Genomic DNA, 16,974 nt, shown 5'->3' with positions numbered 1-16,974 from the left:
CGGACATAATCACTTCAAGTCCTTGATCTTCAATTGGGGGCTCACCTTTCCCTGCCATTCATTTTCTTCAATGGAAAAGACGGCGTCAAAGGGCTTGCGGCCGCTCACCTTACCGAGCTTGTGCCCCAGGTTAAAGCCTATGCCCCCTATCCGGTGGGTGCCGTCTTGGGTAACCGTAACCTTTAAATGGGCGCCGTCCGATCCAACGCCCTTGGCGTAGCCCGTGTCCCGCAATCTGTTGGCCATAAAGGTGGGGGTCATGTTGCCCGGCCCAAAGGGCGCGAACTGTTTAATGATGCGCATGGTCTTTGGGGTAATGTCCCTCAGGTTTACCTGGGCATCCACTTGGATCTCCGGCACCAGCAATTGGGCATCCATCGATTCCTTCACCACTTTTTCAAATTGCCGCTTAAAGGCTGGGTATTGGTCCTCTTTAAGGGTAAGACCGGCGGCATATTTATGTCCGCCAAACTGCTCTATGTGCGCTGCACACCCCATCAGGGCGTTGTACACGTCAAAACCCTTTACGGACCTTGCCGATGCTGCCAACCGGTCCCCGCTTTTGGTGAACACCAGGGTGGGCCGGTAATAGGTCTCGGTGAGCCGGGAGGCCACAATACCTATGACCCCCTTGTGCCAACTCTCCTTGTACACCACCGAGGTAAAGCCTTCCTCCTCCCCGTTCTCCCGGATCTGTACCAGCGCCTCTTCGGTGATCTGTTGGTCCAGGCCCCGCCGATCGGTATTGAACTTGTCTATCTTGGCCGCCATGATCTGGGCCTTCTCCATATCGGTTTCCGTGAGCAGGTTCACCGCATGCTGTCCGTGCTGCATGCGTCCGGCCGCATTGATCCGCGGGGCAATGATGAACACCACGTCCGTTATGGTCAGGGCAGATTTGTTCACTTGCTCCAAGATGGCCCTAAAGCCGGTCCTGGGCGCCGTGTTGATAACCTGTAGGCCATAAAAGGCCAATATTCTATTCTCCCCGGTTATTGGTACAATGTCTGCCCCTATGGCCGTGGCCACTAAATCAAGGTATTGCGTCAAAACCTCCATGGTTTCGCCTTTTCGGGAGCCCAGGGCCTGTATGAGCTTAAAACCCACCCCACAACCACAAAGTTCATCGTAGGGATAGGTACAATCCGTTCGTTTGGGGTCCAGAACGGCCACGGCGTCCGGTAGGGCCCTTCCCGGTCTGTGGTGATCGCAAATGATAAAGTCAACGCCCTTTTTCTTGGCGTAGGCCACCTTGTCCACGGCCTTTACCCCGCAATCCAGCGCAATGATCAAAGAGAACCCATTGTCCTCCGCAAAATCAATGCCCTTGTAAGACACCCCGTAGCCCTCCCCGTACCGGTCCGGGATGTAGGTGGCCACATTGGGGTAACGCTCCATCAGGTAGGAAGAGACCAGGGCCACGGCCGTGGTGCCATCCACATCGTAGTCGCCATAGACCAAAATGTTCTCGTTCTGGGAAATGGCCCGCTCAATACGGTGTACGGCCACGTCCATGTCCTTCATTAAAAAGGGATCGTGGAGTTGGTCCAAGCGTGGCCTAAAGAAATCCTTGGCCTCATGGTACGAGCCAATGCCCCGCTGCAAAAGCAATTGTGCAATGAGCCCGTCCACGTTCAGGGCCTTGGCCAACTGATCGATCTGTTCCCCTTCCGGTTTTGGTTTTATGGTCCAGCGCATTTTAAAAATTCAAGTTGACGACCAAGCCAAGATGATGTATTTGGAATGATGGTCTCCACGGCCGGGGTCACCGCCAGCAGATGAGCCACGGATTTTCGAGTCCATCCGTTCACCCCACCGTTTTGCCTTCAATCTTGCTTCTTGTCTCTTGCGTCTTTTTTTTATTTCTGATGAAATACCGTCTCTATCTTGAGCTCGGCAAACCTTCGGAACATTTCCATGACCCCACAATATTTCTCCACGGAAAGGTCCACGGCTCGTTGCAGTTTTTCTTTATTGAGCGCACCGCCCGTAAAATGGTAGGCTATGGTCACCTTGTCATAGTACTTCGGATGCTCGTCCGTAAGGTTGGCAATGGTCTCGATGCGAAAGTCGTCCACTTCCAATTTCATTTTTTTCATCAGCATGGCCACGTCCAGCCCGGAGCAGCCCGCCAGGCCGGAGAGCATCAGTGCCTTGGGCCTAAAACCGCTGCCGGCACCGCCGTCTTCGGGTGCCACGTCTATGTTCACCGGATGTCCGGACGGATTGGTGCTCTCAAAGGCCATACCGCCTTTCCAAATTGTTGTAATGTGATTGGTTGTTGCCATCTTCCAAATTTTTTATTGTTGGGCAAAAATACGACAATCCGCTTTGGGCCGTGGGCCTGGTGCCCCAAACAGGGTGCCACAGTATTTGATGGTGATGATGGAAGGAAACAAGCGACGGCGGTACCACAGGGGAGGCCGGCCCGGAAAGTGGTGTGCGGGAAAGCCGTCCATGCACCCACCGCAAACCTTAAAAAAGACATTTTATTTGTCATTATGTAAAGTTTTATATGCATTTAGACCAAAAATATAGCGAAATGAACTTTCAGATCCTGCCCAATTGGTGCAAAAAACTAGGAGCTCTCCTGTTCTTTGTCTGCCTAGTGCTTTCAGGCTATGACGATTTTATGGACGGATTCCTTGGTGTGAATTGTAATTGCAGTGCAGCGGACAGCCTTGAAACGGACGGGGAACGACTCTTTCCCCGGGAAGTGACATCGGCATTGAACATCTTGGCCATGCTGGGTCTTTTTATATATGTGATATCAAAGGAAAAAGTGGAAGATGAGCTCATTGAGCTGCTGAGACTTAAAGCCTTTCAGACCTCCATTTTCATCTTTATCCTGTTGTGTTTTGTCCTCTACATGTTTGACAATGAACTAAAATTTACCCCGGACTATTTCCTATTCCTGTACATGGCGCTCTATCTCCTGATTTTCCGCTTCAAAAAAACGGGCATCACATCATGAAGAACCTTGTAAAAGTAGAGCGCGCCCGCTTGGACCTTACCCAGGCCCAATTGGCGGAACGGCTGGGGGTGTCCCGCCAGACCATCCACGCCATTGAGAAACAAAAGTTCAACCCGTCGGTGACCCTGGCCCTGAAAATGGCTAAATTGTTCAAGCTTTCGGTGGAAGAGCTCTTTACTTTGGATGAGGAATAATGCCTTGGATTTTACTTCGGCAGCACTATTTGAACCAGAACCACCAGCATGTCACAGGCCGTGTTCGGCGCTGTGAATGTTGTCTTGAAAAAGAATCTATCCGGGGCATGGATGGCCACAACTACCCGGCACATGCCCATCATTAAAACCGGCACCCATTGATTTCAATTGCGTTAAAACCAATTTTAAAACGCCATGATTGTTCATTGTCACGAACAAAAACTATTCTAATTTGTCTGTGCTCGCAAACAATTCCATGCAACGCACCGATTTTTTGCTGTAAAAAAGGGTTGCACAACAACATATAAAACAGTTTACAATAGCTGCCGTACGCGTTTTTGAAGGGCTGGTACCACCGCATCCTCATACCAGGGGTTCTTGCTGCGCCAAAAATGATTTACGGGAGAAGGGTGCGGAAGCGGAAAGTAGCGGGGCAGAAAATCACGGTAGTGCGCCACGTTGTCGGTGAGGTTTTTTCTGGAAGTGGCCCCCAAATACTGGTCTTGGGCGTACTTGCCAATGAGCAATACCAATTTTACATTTTTAAATTGCCCCCAGACCCTCTGATGCCATAATGGGGCGCACTCATTCCTTGGGGGCAGATCGCCGGTCTTGCCCTTGCCGGGATAACAAAAGCCCATGGGCAGCACCGCAAAATTGTCGGGGTCATAAAATTGGTGCTCCGTGACTCCCAACCATTCCCGGAGCTTTTTGCCGCTGGGGTCGTACCACGCCTTGTTTTGGATATGGGCCCTTTTGCCCGGTGCCTGGCTCACCATCACAATCTTTGAGTTCTTGGAACCCGAAACAATGGGCTTGGGGCCCAAGGGCAAAAAGTCTGCACAGAGAGTGCAGGTTTTTATCTCCTTTATAAGCTGCTGCATGCCTTGGTGCTATTGTTTTTGTAGCGGCCTCCAAAACCTTTAAAACGGTTCACGTGCCTTTTTTAGCCTTCATAATGGGCTTCCGGTGCCTTTGGAAATTGAATTTGAGGAGGGTGCTGCGCCCATTTATCTCTTCCCTGCCACAGCAATGACGATCTCCCCCTTGGGCGGCCTTTCCGTAAAGTGCCGCAACACCTCTTGCGCCGTGCCCCTTATGGTCTCTTCGTATAATTTGGTCAGTTCGCGTGAAACGGAGGTGGGGCGGTCTGCCCCAAAATATTCCACAAACTGGGTCAGGGTCTTTATCAATTTATGGGGAGATTCATAAAAAATGATGGTCCTGTCCTCGTCTGCAAGGAGCTTCAAGCGTGTTTGCCGCCCTTTTTTCACGGGAAGAAATCCCTCGAACACAAACTTGTCATTGGGCAGGCCACTGTTCACCAAGGCCGGGACAAAGGCAGTGGGGCCGGGAAGGCAATCCACCGGAATGCCCTTGGCGATAGAGGCCCTGACCAACAGAAAACCGGGATCGGATATGGCCGGGGTGCCCGCATCGGAAATCAAGGCCAGGGTCTCCCCATTTTCCATTCGCTGCACCAGGGCGTCCACGGTCTTATGTTCATTGTGCATGTGGTGGGACTGCATTTTGGTGCCAATGCCATAATGCTGCATAAGTTTTCCGCTGGTACGGGTGTCCTCGGCCAAAATGCCGTCCGCTTCCTTCAGCACACGTACGGCCCTAAAGGTCATGTCTTCCAAATTGCCAATTGGCGTTGGCACTAGGTACAGTTTGCCCATAACTATTTTGCATTAACGTCCATGCCCCAAAATTAGGGAAATGTTGCCGCGCAGGGCCAAAAAGATCATATTCCTGTTTTTTATGGGTATTTTTAAGGTGCCTTGACAAAGCTGTTTTTGGATGCGCTGTGCCCTTGTCTCCTTTTTGGCCAATATGTATAAGTCCGCCGGTGGCCGCCTTTTTTTTGTGGTCTGTGGGTTGGGGCCATTGCTGTGGAACTGCCACGGTGCCAAAAAGCTCCCGTCCCCGATCGGGGCCCAGTACCCTGCTCCCATGCAGGAGGCCCTGCGGGACCATGACCGGCGCCCAAACCAAATGCCTCCCGGCAAGGTGGTGGTCATTGAAGGCCTGTTGTCCCGCCCGGTCACGGTCTATCTCTCCGAAAAAAGTGCCCTGACGGACACCCTGGACCTTTTGGTCCATTTCAATGGAGCGGCCCATATCCCTGCTCAGGCCGTGCACGCCCTGGAGCACCCGCCCGCTTTGGCCGTGGTACATGAAGGTGCGGGCTCCTCTGCCTATGCCAAGGCCTTTAAAGATCCCCTTGTGTGGCAACGTTTGCGGGCTGAAATCCAGTTGCGCCTGGGCTTACGGTCCCTGGGACAGGTCCATTGCAGTGCTTTCAGTGCCGGCTACGGGGCTGTTCGGGAGCTGTTGGGACAAGACGGCAATGCCATCGCAGGACTCTTATTGTTGGACGGCCTCCATACCGATTATGTGCCCAAGGGAAAGTCCCTGGCGCAAGGGGCCCATCTGAACACCGAAAAATTACGGCTGTTCTTGGCATTTGCCAGAGAAGCGGCGGCAGGGAACAAAAAGATGCTGCTTACCCATTCTGCCATATTTCCCGGAACCTATGCCAGCACCACGGAAACGGCCCATTGGTTAATGCGCTCCCTGGGCATAAAACCAAGGGCAGTGCTGCAATGGGGCCCCGGAGGAATGCAGCAGTTGGGGGAGGCGCAGCGGGGCAATTTTCAAGTGATGTCCTTTGCGGGGAACACGGCGCCCGATCATCTGGACCACCTTCACGGCCTGCCCGAATTTCTACGTATATTATTGGTACAAAGGTAAATGGGGGTTAGGCAAACCTACGGGCAATGAGGTCCATGAACCTTTTCTCATAGGCCTCTTTCCCCGTCCAATGTCCATAGTCCGGTTTTACCATGTTCACGACAAAGGCAACGGAGCGTTCCTCGGAATCTATGGTGCTCAGTTGGGACATGACCCGGTTAAAATCTTCCGTGCTGCCGTTGAAGAGGTGCTTCACAAAGGCCAGCCGATCGTTCAGGTCCACCTTGAGCTCTTTGTTGCTGAGCCTGTCATTCAGTGATTTGGGTGCGGAAGGCCTTACCTCGCCCTCCGCGGGCATGAAGAGCTCCTTGTCGTTCTTCATGAGTTGTGGCTTGCCCATAAACTCTTGCAGCACTTCGTCCATACCATCTGGACTGGGCATTTCGGAGACCATGTCCTTAATGGTGTCCATTCCCGGCACAATGATGTCCTCTTGGTGGGGGTTGCTCTCTGGAACCGAAGAATTGGCACTGAGCACGGCATTGGCCATGCTCTCAAACTTTTCGGCAATGACGTTTTTGGAAACATCCACCTGGATGTCGTTGAGCTCTTCCTCTATGAACTTCAGCACGGCCAACTTTTCATAGAGCCTTTTGGCGGCTTCGTACATGGCGGGCAGATTGTCCAGGTCCCTGGACGTAATGATCTCCGTGGACATCTTGATCAGTTCCTCTCTTAATTTCTGTTTCATCTGTACACTTGTCTTTGTTGCGGATGCTCCATTTCTGCTCCCCCAGGCCGCCTTTTACGGCCCCGCATGGGTGCTCGAGCCTAAAAAGGACAATCAAATTAGTAAAAATTGGCTCGGGTGGCCGCCATTTTTTAATAACTTTAGCATTCCTTAGCATCAAGAACGGAAAAGCCCATAATTTAGTCTAAAATTACAAAATGTTTCTTGAAAACACCGTTAACCACAAAGAACAGTTCGGTTGGATCGAGGTCATAGCGGGGTCCATGTTTTCAGGCAAGACCGAAGAATTGATCCGCAGGCTAAGGCGCGCCCAATTTGCCAAGCTCAAGGTAGAGATCTTTAAGCCCATGGTGGATACCCGTTATGATGATGAAATGGTGGTATCGCATGACGCCAATGAAATACGTAGCACCCCGGTGCCGGCAGCGGCCAACATCCGTATTTTGGCAGATACCTGTGACGTCATTGGCATAGATGAGGCCCAATTTTTTGACGATGGCATCGTGGCCGTCTGCAATGACCTGGCCAACAAGGGCGTGAGGGTCATCGTGGCCGGGCTGGACATGGACTTCAAGGGCAATCCTTTTGGCCCCATGCCCGCGCTGATGGCCACTGCCGAATACGTTACCAAGGTGCACGCCATCTGCACCCGTACCGGCAATCTGGCCCATTACAGCTTTAGAAAATCCAACAACGCCAACATTGTCATGCTCGGGGAAACCGAAGAATACGAACCCTTGAGCAGGGGCGCCTTTTACAAGGCCATGCTCAGGGACAAGGTAAAACACCTCACCGTGGATGCACAAGAAGTGGGCACCAACAACAACAAGCCCAATGCCCAAGGTTAAGGAAACGGTGCTGCAGTTGGATCTAACCGCTCTGGAACACAACTACCGCCATCTTCGCTCCAAACTGGACCACGGTGTAAAATTTATGGCGGTGGTAAAGGCCTTTGCCTATGGGAGCGATGCCCAAAAGGTGGCCCTTCATCTTCAAAGCCTGGGCGCAGAATATTTTGCCGTGGCCTACACCAAGGAAGGCGTGGCCTTGAGGGAGGCGGGCGTTACCCGGCCCATCATGGTGCTGCACCCACAAGAATTGCACTTGGAAGATATTGTGGATCATTGCTTGGAACCCAGCCTGTACTCGCACCATATTCTTTCGGCCTTTCTTAAAATGGCCGGTGAAAAGGGATTCAAGGACTATCCCATTCACCTAAAGTTCAATACCGGACTTAACCGCCTGGGCTTTTGCGAAAGGGACACGGTGCACCTTTTGGAGATGGCAAGACAAAACCCGGCGGTAAGGGTGGCGTCCGTGCTGTCCCACCTGGCGGCCACGGAAGACCCGGCCGAGAGGGAATTTACCCTACAGCAGATCCACAGGTTCCATAACATCCAAAAAAGAATGACGGAGGCACTGCCGGCGCCGTGCATGGCCCATCTGCTGAACACCTCGGGAATTCTCAACTACCCCCAGGCGCAGTACAGCATGGTGCGGAGTGGCATTGGCCTCTATGGTTATGGCAACGGGGCGGATGAAGATCTGCAAATGCGACCTGTGGCCACCTTGAAGACCATCGTTGCCCAAGTGCACCATTTGGAGGCCGGGGAGAGCGTGGGCTACAACCGCGCCTATACCAGCTCGGAAAAACGCACCACGGCCACCCTGCCCTTGGGGCACGCAGATGGTATTGCCCGTATCTATGGCCATGGCCGGGGCCAGGTCATGGTAAACGGCCAAAAAGCCCCCATTGTGGGCAATGTGTGCATGGACATGCTCATGGTGGATGTCACTGGGATCCCCTGCAAAGAGGGGGACGAGGTGCTGGTCTTTGGTCCGGGCCACACGGCCGCAGCCTTTGCCGAAGGTGCGGGAACCATTTCCTATGAGCTGTTAACAGGGATTTCGCAGCGGGTGGCAAGGCAGTACCATTACGGGCCCCAAGATGCGGACCCCTAAAGAATGCGGAGTGAGGTTGCCGCTTGGGACCAAACCCCTTGTTTTGGACAGTTATAGGTTCAGGGACGCAGGCGGAAAGCGGGCGCCTGTGGAACAAAGGCCACATTGTTTGGAATACTGTGCGGATAGTTCCCCAAACAATTGGTTTTTTTCATACATTGCAACTAAATAACCTAAAAATACATAGCCATGCTCAAAGAATTCAAGGAATTTGCAATGAAGGGAAACCTGGTGGACATCGCCGTGGGTTTCGTAATGGGCGCCGCCTTCAACAAGGTAGTGGCCTCATTTACCGGAGGCATTGTCTCCCCGCTGATCGGTTTGCTGTTTGACACCAACTTCAACGATCTAAAACACATCTTAAAAGAGGGCACCATGAACGATGCAGGGGAAAAAGTGGGCGAAATAGCGCTGCTTTACGGAGAGTTCCTTACCAATGTGCTCGACTTTATCATTGTTGCCTTTGTCATGTTCTTGATCGTAAAGGGCATCAACAATATGAAAAAGAAGGAAGAGGAAGCCCCGGCACCAGCAGGGCCTACCCAAGAAGAGCTTCTTATGGAAATCAGGGACGCCCTGAAAAAATAAATCCCTCGCGGAAGAGGGGCACCGCTCACAAGCGTTTAACATCAAAGCCGTTAGTCTGGAATTCGCGATCCGGACCGACGGTTTTTTTTCGTTGGACCATCTCGCGAAACCTCCTATTGGAAAAGGATTGATGCCAGATTGAACCAACAAAATGTGCCAAATATAACTTTTTGTTATATTTTTAATATTTCGATCTGTTTTGTTTTGGCATCCCCCGTTAATCCGTATTTTTGCCGCTTCATTGGCACCGCCAACGGGTTTGATGCTCAGTGGCCTGCTCGAAATTAAAATTCAGTTTCTTATCAATGCCTCGTGGCTTGCCCCGAGGTAGTTTACTTAAAACAGGTTTACCATGAAAATAGCAGTTGTTGGTGCCACCGGAATGGTGGGGGAAGTCATGTTGAAGGTCTTGGCCGAACGCCAATTTCCCATCACAGAACTCCTTTTGGTGGCCTCGGAGCGCTCCGTGGGCAAAAAGATACCTTTTAACGGAAAGGAACACACCGTTATTGGCCTGGCCGATGCCGTGGCCAAAAAGCCGCAAATTGCCATTTTTTCGGCCGGGGGCGATACCTCGCTGGAATGGGCACCAAAATTTGCCGAGGTGGGCACCAAGGTGATCGACAATTCCTCTGCCTGGCGTATGGATGCCACCAAAAAGTTGGTGGTCCCGGAGATCAACGCACATACCTTGACGGCCAAGGACCACATCATAGCCAACCCCAACTGCAGCACCATACAATTGGTCATGGTCCTGGCCCCCTTGCACAAGAAATACCAGATGAAACGGGTGGTGGTATCCACCTATCAGTCCGTTTCCGGTACCGGGGTAAAGGCCGTGCAACAACTTGAAAATGAGATTGCCGGCACACAGGGAGAAATGGCCTACCCCTACCCCATAGCCAAGAATGCCCTGCCCCACTGCGATGTGTTTCTGGAAAATGGCTACACCAAGGAAGAAATGAAACTGGCCAGGGAACCCCAAAAAATTCTGGATGATCGCAGCTTTTCCATCTCCGCCACAGCGGTGCGCATCCCCACGGCCGGAGGACACTCGGAATCCGTGAACGTGGCCTTTGAAAACGATTTTGAGCTCAACGAGGTGCGTGGCATTCTCAATGATGCCCCAGGGGTAACGGTACAGGACAACCCCGACACCAATACCTACCCCATGCCCATCTATGCGCACGACAAAGACGAGGTTTTTGTGGGGCGCATCCGCAGGGACGAAACCCAGCGAAACACCTTGAACATGTGGATCGTTGCGGACAACCTGAGAAAAGGGGCGGCCACCAATGCCGTACAAATTGCAGAGTACCTCCTTAACGAAAAACTGGTGTAAAAAAGCCTTCCTCCGGTGCATGCCTTGAATAGGCTGTTTTTTAACCTCCAAAATGGGCCCTGCCCTGAATGTTAAAACCTTCAAAACAGCAGGGCCGGGACGGTTTATTAGTCCTATTTTTAAAGCGCTAATATCAAAAAACACCATGAAAACCTCCATCTTTAGCAGCCTGCTATTGGCGTTTGCCTTTACAGCATGCCAAAACGAAAAACAAAGAGAAACCATCGCCGTGAACTATCCCAATACCGCCAAGGTCGATACCGTGGACACCTATTTTGGAACCGAAGTGCCAGACCCTTACCGCTGGCTGGAAGACGATCGTAGCGCCCAGACCGAGGGCTGGGTCACCGAACAGAACAAGACCACATTTGGCTATTTGGACAAGATACCCTTCAGGGAAGATCTGCGCCAGCGCTTGGAGCAGCTCTGGAACTATGAAAAGCTGGGCGCGCCCTTTACCGAAGGGGACCATACGTATTTTTACAAGAACAACGGACTTCAGAACCAGTATGTGGTGTACCGTAGCAAAGGGGACGGCGAGCCCGAGGTTTTCCTGGACCCCAATACCTTCTCTGAAGATGGCACCACCTCCCTGGCCGGGCTCAGTTTTACCAAGGACGGTACTTTGGCCACTTACATGATCTCTGAGGGCGGAAGCGATTGGAGAAAGGCGATCGTGATGGACACCGAGCGTATGGAAATACTGGAAGACACCCTGACCGACATCAAGTTCAGCGGGATTTCGTGGAAGGACAATGATGGGTTCTACTATTCCAGCTATGACAAGCCCAAGGGTAGTGAGCTGTCTGCCAAAACGGACCAGCACAAGCTCTACTACCACAAATTGGGAACGCCCCAAAGCCAGGATCGGCTCATTTACGGTGGCACTCCGGAAGAAAAACACCGCTACATCAGCGGCAGTGTCACCGAAGACGGCAGGTACCTCTTCATATACCCGCGCATTTCCACCTCCGGCAACAAATTGCTGATGCAAGACCTTACCCGGCCCAACGCCCCCTTGGTCACCATATTGGATCATGCCGATACGGACACCTACGTGCTGGAAAACGAGGGGAGCAAACTGTTTTTGGTGACCAATATGGACGCCCCCAACCAAAAGATCGTAACGGTGGACGCTTCCGATCCGGGGCCCGAGAACTGGGAAGACTTCATTCCCGAAACGGAGCACGTGCTCTCCCCGAGCACGGGCGGTGGTTACTTTTTCGCGGAATACATGGTCGATGCCATTTCCAAGGTCTATCAGTACGACTATGATGGCAATAGGGTGCGCGAGGTGTCCCTGCCTGGTTTGGGCAGTGCCAGCGGTTTTGGGGGCAAGAAAGAGGAAAAGGAGTTCTATTTCTCCTTTACCAACTACAGCACGCCCGGCTCCTCTTACAAATACAATGTGGAGACCGGCGAGTACACGCCCTATTGGAGCCCGGACATTGATTTTGACCCCAGTGCCTACACTTCTGAACAGGTCTTCTACACCTCAAAGGACGGCACCAAGGTGCCCATGATCATCACCTATAAAAAAGGCCTGGAGCGCAACGGGAAAAATCCCACCATACTTTATGGCTACGGCGGTTTCAACATTAGCCTTACCCCCTCTTTCAGCATTGCCAATGCGGTGTGGATGGAACAGGGCGGCGTCTATGCCGTCCCCAATCTAAGGGGCGGGGGCGAATACGGCAAAAAATGGCATGACGCCGGCACCAAAATGCAAAAGCAAAATGTTTTTGACGATTTTATAGCCGCCGCCGAATACCTCATTGCCAACAACTACACCTCTTCGGAACATTTGGCCATACGGGGCGGAAGCAACGGGGGGCTCTTGGTGGGCGCCACCATGACGCAACGTCCGGACCTTGTGCAGGTGGCCCTTCCTGCTGTGGGCGTGTTGGACATGTTGCGCTACCATACCTTTACCTCTGGCGCCGGATGGGCCTATGACTATGGGACCGCAGATGAGAGCGAGGACATGTTCCGGTATCTCAAGGGCTATTCCCCAGTGCACAATGTCAGGGCAAACACCGCCTACCCGGCCACTTTGGTCACCACCGGCGACCATGACGATCGCGTGGTTCCGGCACACAGTTTTAAGTTTGCCGCGGAACTGCAGGAAAAACAGGCGGGAGACGCCCCGACCCTGATCCGCATTGAGACCAATGCGGGCCACGGTGCCGGGACACCCGTGAGCAAGACCATTGAACAATATGCAGATATTTTTAGCTTTACACTGTTCAACATGGGGTATGACGCCCTTCCCAACCAAGCCGTGCTCAAGGACTTTAAAGAATGATGGGCACCCCGGGACACCCTAAAAATCCGTTGTATTTTTACTGACGGATTTTTTTGTGTCGCAATGCGATCTTTATGCTACAGATAGAAAACGTAACCTTTGCCTACGGGAACACAACGGTTTTGCACTCCATTTCCGTCACGGCGCAGCGCGGTGAGCATTTGGCCGTAGTTGGGGCCAGCGGCTGTGGCAAGAGCACCCTGCTAAAACTTACGTACGGCCTTATGGACTTGGAACAGGGCCACATTGCCTGGAAGGACAAGCCGATCTTGGGACCGGCCCATAACCTCGTGCCCGGCCCCAAGTACATGAAATATCTGGCACAAGATTTTGACCTGATGCCCTTTCTCTCGGTACGGGACAATATTGGCCAATTTCTTTCCGTCTTCTATCCAGGGCAATTGGTGCAGCGTACGGAAGAACTATTGCAGCTCATAGAAATGACGGCCTTTGCAGATAGAAAGGTGAACACCCTGAGCGGTGGCCAACAACAACGTGTTGCCCTGGCCAGGGTCTTGGCCCAGCGCCCCGAAGTGCTGTTGTTGGACGAGCCCTTTGGCCACATAGACAATTTTTTGAAAAATGGACTGCGTCGCAACATTTTTGGATATTTGAAGGACAATGTCATTACCTGCATAGTGGCCACGCATGACCCCCTGGATGTCTTGCCGTTTGCAGACAACACCCTAGTGCTCAAGGAAGGCCGTATGTTGGCCCAAGGTGCACCCATGGCGCTGTACAAAAGGCCCGGCAGCCCCTATGTTGCTTCACTGTTCGGGGAGGCTTCCGAAGTATCCTTGGACCACTTTATCCCAAACGCCAACAGGGAAGACACCCTTATGGTCTATGCGCACGAGTTCCGGGTTTCCGCCAGCACGGGTATCCCTGTCAATTTGCTGAAATCCTATCCCATGGGCTCCCACTATCTCTGCAGCGGTAGGGCCAAAAACGGGAAGATCCTTTTCTTCAATAGTGCAGAGCCTTTGGAGAACGGGAAACGCGTCTTTCTCAACGTGCCCAACAGCATCATTGAGGGGCGGCTTTAGGTTCCGCTCCATAAATGGAAAAATCCCCTGCCGTTAAGAACACGCCCAACCCTGCAAGGGAAATTGTCCCTTTTTGCTTCGTTCGGCAAATGTAACCCAGATAACGAAGGCCCTGTACTGTCAATGAGGATGTTTCAGGCTACTGCTCCTGCCACTCCGCTATGAAGAGATTGGTGTCTCGGGTACCGCCGTTGTTTCGGTTACTGGAAAAGGCCAGGTACTTGCCATCATTGGAAAACACCGGGAAGGCATCAAAGGTTTTCCCGTGGGTTACCCGTTCCAAGTTCTTGCCGTCCGTGTCTATAAGGTACAGATTAAAGGGGAAGCCTTCTTCCGCCTCGTAATTGCTGCTAAAGAGTATTTTCTTCCCTGAAGGATGGAAAAAGGGACTCCAGTTGGCATTTCCCAAAAAGGTGAGCTGGCGCAGGTCGCTGCCATCGGCATTGCAGATAAAGAGCTCCATGTCCGTGGGCTCCACCAGGCCCTCGGCCAAAAGGTCCTTATACTTCTTTATGGCTTCGGGGGTCTGGGGCCGCGATGCCCTAAAGATCAATTGGGTGCCGTCCGGTGAGAAAAACGCACCGCCATCGTAACCGAGCTCGTCCGTGATCTGGCGCACGTCACTGCCGTCCAGGTTCATGGTGTAGAGTTCCAGGTCGCCGCTGCGGTCCGAGGTAAAGACGATTTTGTCTCCCTTGGGAGACACGGTGGCCTCGGCGTCGTACCCGGGCTCATCCGTTAGCTGCGCCGTGATGTTCCCTTCCAGGTCGGCCACAAAAATATCAAAGGTGTCATAGACCGGCCATACGTAGTTCCCGTTCCTTCTCAGGGGCACCTCCGGGCATTCCTCACCGCCCAAATGGGTAGATCCGTACACATAGTGTTTGTTGTCCGGCATAAAATAGGCGCAGGTGGTACGCCCCAGGCCGGTACTGATCATGGGCGGTTGGCGGTCCTTGAAATCCTCTTCCACGTTCATCAGGAACATCTGGTCGCAGCCCACGCCCCAGGCCTCGTTGTTGCTCTGGAAGACCATCTGCTTGTCGTCCCAGCCCCAGTAGGCCTCGGCATTGTCGCCACCAAAGGTGATCTGCCTAATGCTCTTGAAATATTTCTCCTCCGGATAGATGAGGGTATCGGCGCCGGCCATCAGGGATTGGGGGGCTTCTTGGTTGTCCGCAGGCCGTTTTGGATCGGTTTTGCAGCTGCCCAAGACAAATAGGGCGCATAAAACAAAGGAAAATCTCATTGTGATCTGTATTTTTGGGTAAAAATAACCGCTATGTTGCGTATTCCTTCGTTTTTTCTGCTAATTTTTATGGTGTTCGCTTCCTGTAAGCAAGAGCCTCCCAAAAAAGTGACCTTAAAAGAGGACATTGCCTTCTTGGCCAACGACAGCCTACAGGGACGGGAAACCGGCACCCCCCAAGAGCTGATGGCGGCCAATTACATACGGCAGCGCATGGAAGGTCTGGGGCTGCTGCCCAAGGGCCATGCGGGCACCTACTTCCAGACCTTTAGTTTCAAGCCCAAGACAGACCCCCATTCCGAGGCCCAGTTCGTGTCCGGGGACGGGACGATCACCGGCACCAACGTCATTGGCTATTTGGACAACCAAGCCCATAAGACCGTGGTCATCGGTGCCCACTACGATCACCTTGGCCTGGGCGGCGAGGGATCCCTTTATACCGAAGGGGATGCCGTTCACAATGGTGCGGACGACAATGCCAGTGGCGTGGGCATCATGCTGCAGCTGGCCGAACGGCTTCGCGACAGCCTGCCGGGCAGCAATTATCTGTTCATAGGGTTTTCGGGGGAGGAAATGGGGCTCTTGGGGAGCAACTATTTTACCAAAAACCCCACCATTGCCCTTGAGAAGGCCACCTATATGATCAATCTGGACATGGTGGGACGCCTCCGGGAAGACAAGACCTTATCCATAACCGGTACCGGAACCGCCCCGATATGGAACCAAGTGCTCAACAGCAATAACCCGGGCTTTAAACTGGTGCTGGGGGAATCTGGAATGGGGCCCAGCGACCACACCTCTTTTTATCTCCAAGAGGTGCCCGCCCTCCATTTTTTCACGGGCCAGCACGAAGACTACCACAAACCCTCGGACGACCATGAAAAACTCAACTATGAGGGCATGGAAATGATCACCGATTACCTAATGGCCATCATTGCCGATTTGGACGATGCCCCCAAGCTGAGCTTCCGAACCACCAAGAACGAGAGCGAGGAAGTGCCCCGTTTTAAGGTGGGGCTGGGCGTTATGCCCGATTATCTCTTTGACGGTGAGGGGATGCGCATAGACGGGGTCACCGAAGATCGGCCCGGTGCCAACGCCGGCCTGCAAAAAGGGGACATCGTCATTCAATTGGGAGACAGCACCGTGGTGGACATGATGAGCTATATGCGGGCCCTTTCGGCCTTTGAAGAGGGCAGCACGGCCAAAGTGGTGGTTGATCGGGACGGAAAAAAGGTGGAAGCTGAGGTGAAGTTCTAAGTTGAACCGAAAAGGAGACATCACATAAAAATACCAAGATGATCAAGAATTACAGAAAGGAAATATGGAAGCCCATTGTGTTCGATGACAAGATCGCCGATAATTTCAAGTTCAAGATCAGTAACTACGGCCGTGTCATCAACTGCAACGGGCCCCAAGAATATTTGGTGAAGAAGCAGTACATAAACGGATACCAAAACCTTCCGTTGAAACAGAAAAAGAACGGGAAGAGCACCAGCCGCTACGTGCACAAACTGGTGGCCCAGCACTTCCTGGAAAAGAAGGAGGGCGATCGTTTTGTGATCCACCTCAACTACGACAAAACGGACAATAGGGTAGAAAACCTAAAATGGGCCACCAAGCGCGAAAAAGAAGTGCACCAGTTCACCAACCCGGTGTATTTGAACACGCCAAGAAAACGCTGCTACGCCAAATTGACCGAAAGCAAGGTAAAGCTCATTAAGCGCAAGATCAACGATCCCAACCGGCGCACCAGAATGAAGATGATCGCCAAGCAGTTTGGCATCTCTGAAATGCAGTTGTACCGCATAAAATCTGGCGAGAACTGGGGCTCCGTGACCGAGTACTAGCCGTTTAGGGGGCCTC

The 16,974-nt window shown here is 52.5% G+C and carries 17 protein-coding genes; 11 read left to right on the top strand and 6 right to left on the bottom strand.

Annotated elements, in window-relative coordinates; all coding sequences use genetic code 11:
- Nucleotides 1–9 precede the first annotated feature (9 nt).
- Together recJ and ACKWCC_RS02475 are read right to left on the bottom strand one after the other, a co-directional pair.
- On the bottom strand, nt 10–1,698 hold the full coding sequence (gene recJ, locus ACKWCC_RS02480; protein ID WP_413994316.1) for a single-stranded-DNA-specific exonuclease RecJ: 1,689 nt from the start codon (nt 1,696–1,698) through the stop codon (nt 10–12).
- Nucleotides 1,699–1,859: 161 nt separating this feature from the next.
- Nucleotides 1,860–2,288, bottom strand: a complete 429-nt coding sequence (locus ACKWCC_RS02475; protein WP_413994315.1) for an OsmC family protein — start codon at nt 2,286–2,288, stop codon at nt 1,860–1,862.
- A gap of 254 nt (nt 2,289–2,542) precedes the next feature.
- On the opposite strand from ACKWCC_RS02475, the gene ACKWCC_RS02470 reads away from it, so the two are divergent.
- Together ACKWCC_RS02470 and ACKWCC_RS02465 are read left to right on the top strand one after the other, a co-directional pair.
- Complete coding sequence (locus ACKWCC_RS02470; protein ID WP_413994314.1) at nt 2,543–2,974, top strand: hypothetical protein; 432 nt, start codon at nt 2,543–2,545, stop codon at nt 2,972–2,974.
- Nucleotides 2,971–3,168 carry a helix-turn-helix transcriptional regulator gene (locus ACKWCC_RS02465; protein ID WP_413994313.1) on the top strand — a complete coding sequence of 66 codons (198 nt, stop codon included), beginning with the start codon at nt 2,971–2,973 and terminating at the stop codon, nt 3,166–3,168. Before ACKWCC_RS02470 ends, ACKWCC_RS02465 begins: the two co-directional genes overlap by 4 nt.
- 314 nt (nt 3,169–3,482) lie before the next feature.
- Here ACKWCC_RS02465 and ACKWCC_RS02460 read toward each other — a convergent pair whose 3' ends face one another.
- Both ACKWCC_RS02460 and rsmI read right to left on the bottom strand, forming a co-directional pair.
- The gene (locus ACKWCC_RS02460) at nt 3,483–4,052 is read right to left on the bottom strand and encodes a uracil-DNA glycosylase family protein (RefSeq protein WP_413994312.1); all 570 of its coding nucleotides are present in this window, start codon (nt 4,050–4,052) and stop codon (nt 3,483–3,485) included.
- Between the two features lie 126 nt (nt 4,053–4,178).
- Nucleotides 4,179–4,850, bottom strand: coding sequence for a 16S rRNA (cytidine(1402)-2'-O)-methyltransferase (rsmI, locus tag ACKWCC_RS02455; protein ID WP_413994311.1), 672 nt, complete (start codon nt 4,848–4,850; stop codon nt 4,179–4,181).
- Between the two features lie 121 nt (nt 4,851–4,971).
- On the opposite strand from rsmI, the gene ACKWCC_RS02450 reads away from it, so the two are divergent.
- Nucleotides 4,972–5,925 carry a hypothetical protein gene (locus ACKWCC_RS02450; protein ID WP_413994310.1) on the top strand — a complete coding sequence of 318 codons (954 nt, stop codon included), beginning with the start codon at nt 4,972–4,974 and terminating at the stop codon, nt 5,923–5,925.
- Between the two features lie 7 nt (nt 5,926–5,932).
- Here ACKWCC_RS02450 and ACKWCC_RS02445 read toward each other — a convergent pair whose 3' ends face one another.
- Nucleotides 5,933–6,616: a hypothetical protein gene (locus ACKWCC_RS02445; protein WP_413994309.1), complete on the bottom strand. Its 684-nt coding sequence runs from the start codon at nt 6,614–6,616 to the stop codon at nt 5,933–5,935.
- Between the two features lie 197 nt (nt 6,617–6,813).
- Here ACKWCC_RS02445 and ACKWCC_RS02440 point away from each other — a divergent pair, with 197 nt between their 5' ends.
- The 6 genes from ACKWCC_RS02440 (at nt 6,814) to ACKWCC_RS02415 (ending at nt 13,859) form a co-directional block, all read left to right on the top strand.
- A complete protein-coding gene (locus tag ACKWCC_RS02440) occupies nt 6,814–7,464 on the top strand; it encodes a thymidine kinase (protein WP_413994308.1) in 651 nt (216 codons plus the stop codon).
- Nucleotides 7,451–8,578 carry an alanine racemase gene (alr, locus tag ACKWCC_RS02435; protein ID WP_413994307.1) on the top strand — a complete coding sequence of 376 codons (1,128 nt, stop codon included), beginning with the start codon at nt 7,451–7,453 and terminating at the stop codon, nt 8,576–8,578. Before ACKWCC_RS02440 ends, alr begins: the two co-directional genes overlap by 14 nt.
- A gap of 189 nt (nt 8,579–8,767) precedes the next feature.
- On the top strand, nt 8,768–9,166 hold the full coding sequence (gene mscL / locus ACKWCC_RS02430) for a large-conductance mechanosensitive channel protein MscL (protein ID WP_413994306.1): 399 nt from the start codon (nt 8,768–8,770) through the stop codon (nt 9,164–9,166).
- A gap of 352 nt (nt 9,167–9,518) precedes the next feature.
- Nucleotides 9,519–10,508: an aspartate-semialdehyde dehydrogenase gene (locus ACKWCC_RS02425; RefSeq protein ID WP_413994305.1), complete on the top strand. Its 990-nt coding sequence runs from the start codon at nt 9,519–9,521 to the stop codon at nt 10,506–10,508.
- 145 nt (nt 10,509–10,653) lie between these two features.
- Nucleotides 10,654–12,813: a prolyl oligopeptidase family serine peptidase gene (locus tag ACKWCC_RS02420; protein WP_413994304.1), complete on the top strand. Its 2,160-nt coding sequence runs from the start codon at nt 10,654–10,656 to the stop codon at nt 12,811–12,813.
- Between the two features lie 74 nt (nt 12,814–12,887).
- Complete coding sequence (locus ACKWCC_RS02415) at nt 12,888–13,859, top strand: ABC transporter ATP-binding protein (RefSeq protein ID WP_413994303.1); 972 nt, start codon at nt 12,888–12,890, stop codon at nt 13,857–13,859.
- A gap of 139 nt (nt 13,860–13,998) precedes the next feature.
- On the opposite strand, the gene ACKWCC_RS02410 is transcribed toward ACKWCC_RS02415, so the two are convergent.
- Nucleotides 13,999–15,108 carry a TolB family protein gene (locus tag ACKWCC_RS02410; protein ID WP_413994302.1) on the bottom strand — a complete coding sequence of 370 codons (1,110 nt, stop codon included), beginning with the start codon at nt 15,106–15,108 and terminating at the stop codon, nt 13,999–14,001.
- A gap of 33 nt (nt 15,109–15,141) precedes the next feature.
- On the opposite strand from ACKWCC_RS02410, the gene ACKWCC_RS02405 reads away from it, so the two are divergent.
- Both ACKWCC_RS02405 and ACKWCC_RS02400 read left to right on the top strand, forming a co-directional pair.
- Nucleotides 15,142–16,368, top strand: a complete 1,227-nt coding sequence (locus tag ACKWCC_RS02405; RefSeq protein ID WP_413994301.1) for a M28 family peptidase — start codon at nt 15,142–15,144, stop codon at nt 16,366–16,368.
- A gap of 38 nt (nt 16,369–16,406) precedes the next feature.
- Nucleotides 16,407–16,958, top strand: coding sequence for an HNH endonuclease (locus ACKWCC_RS02400; protein WP_413994300.1), 552 nt, complete (start codon nt 16,407–16,409; stop codon nt 16,956–16,958).
- The last annotated feature ends 16 nt before the right edge of the window (nt 16,959–16,974 follow it).

Source organism: Maribacter aquimarinus, from assembly GCF_047345505.1.
Classification (GTDB): Bacteria; Bacteroidota; Bacteroidia; order Flavobacteriales; family Flavobacteriaceae; genus Maribacter.
The sequence above is the reverse complement of the archived record's forward strand: the minus strand, read 5'-3'. Positions and strand labels throughout refer to the sequence as shown.

Coding starts and splice junctions, on each gene's coding strand:
- recJ (WP_413994316.1), bottom strand. CDS start 1,698: ATGCGCTGGACCATAAAACCAAAACCGGAAGGGGAACAGATCGATCAG.
- ACKWCC_RS02475 (WP_413994315.1), bottom strand. CDS start 2,288: ATGGCAACAACCAATCACATTACAACAATTTGGAAAGGCGGTATGGCC.
- ACKWCC_RS02470 (WP_413994314.1), top strand. CDS start 2,543: ATGAACTTTCAGATCCTGCCCAATTGGTGCAAAAAACTAGGAGCTCTC.
- ACKWCC_RS02465 (WP_413994313.1), top strand. CDS start 2,971: ATGAAGAACCTTGTAAAAGTAGAGCGCGCCCGCTTGGACCTTACCCAG.
- ACKWCC_RS02460 (WP_413994312.1), bottom strand. CDS start 4,052: ATGCAGCAGCTTATAAAGGAGATAAAAACCTGCACTCTCTGTGCAGAC.
- rsmI (WP_413994311.1), bottom strand. CDS start 4,850: ATGGGCAAACTGTACCTAGTGCCAACGCCAATTGGCAATTTGGAAGAC.
- ACKWCC_RS02450 (WP_413994310.1), top strand. CDS start 4,972: ATGCGCTGTGCCCTTGTCTCCTTTTTGGCCAATATGTATAAGTCCGCC.
- ACKWCC_RS02445 (WP_413994309.1), bottom strand. CDS start 6,616: ATGAAACAGAAATTAAGAGAGGAACTGATCAAGATGTCCACGGAGATC.
- ACKWCC_RS02440 (WP_413994308.1), top strand. CDS start 6,814: ATGTTTCTTGAAAACACCGTTAACCACAAAGAACAGTTCGGTTGGATC.
- alr (WP_413994307.1), top strand. CDS start 7,451: ATGCCCAAGGTTAAGGAAACGGTGCTGCAGTTGGATCTAACCGCTCTG.
- mscL (WP_413994306.1), top strand. CDS start 8,768: ATGCTCAAAGAATTCAAGGAATTTGCAATGAAGGGAAACCTGGTGGAC.
- ACKWCC_RS02425 (WP_413994305.1), top strand. CDS start 9,519: ATGAAAATAGCAGTTGTTGGTGCCACCGGAATGGTGGGGGAAGTCATG.
- ACKWCC_RS02420 (WP_413994304.1), top strand. CDS start 10,654: ATGAAAACCTCCATCTTTAGCAGCCTGCTATTGGCGTTTGCCTTTACA.
- ACKWCC_RS02415 (WP_413994303.1), top strand. CDS start 12,888: ATGCTACAGATAGAAAACGTAACCTTTGCCTACGGGAACACAACGGTT.
- ACKWCC_RS02410 (WP_413994302.1), bottom strand. CDS start 15,108: ATGAGATTTTCCTTTGTTTTATGCGCCCTATTTGTCTTGGGCAGCTGC.
- ACKWCC_RS02405 (WP_413994301.1), top strand. CDS start 15,142: ATGTTGCGTATTCCTTCGTTTTTTCTGCTAATTTTTATGGTGTTCGCT.
- ACKWCC_RS02400 (WP_413994300.1), top strand. CDS start 16,407: ATGATCAAGAATTACAGAAAGGAAATATGGAAGCCCATTGTGTTCGAT.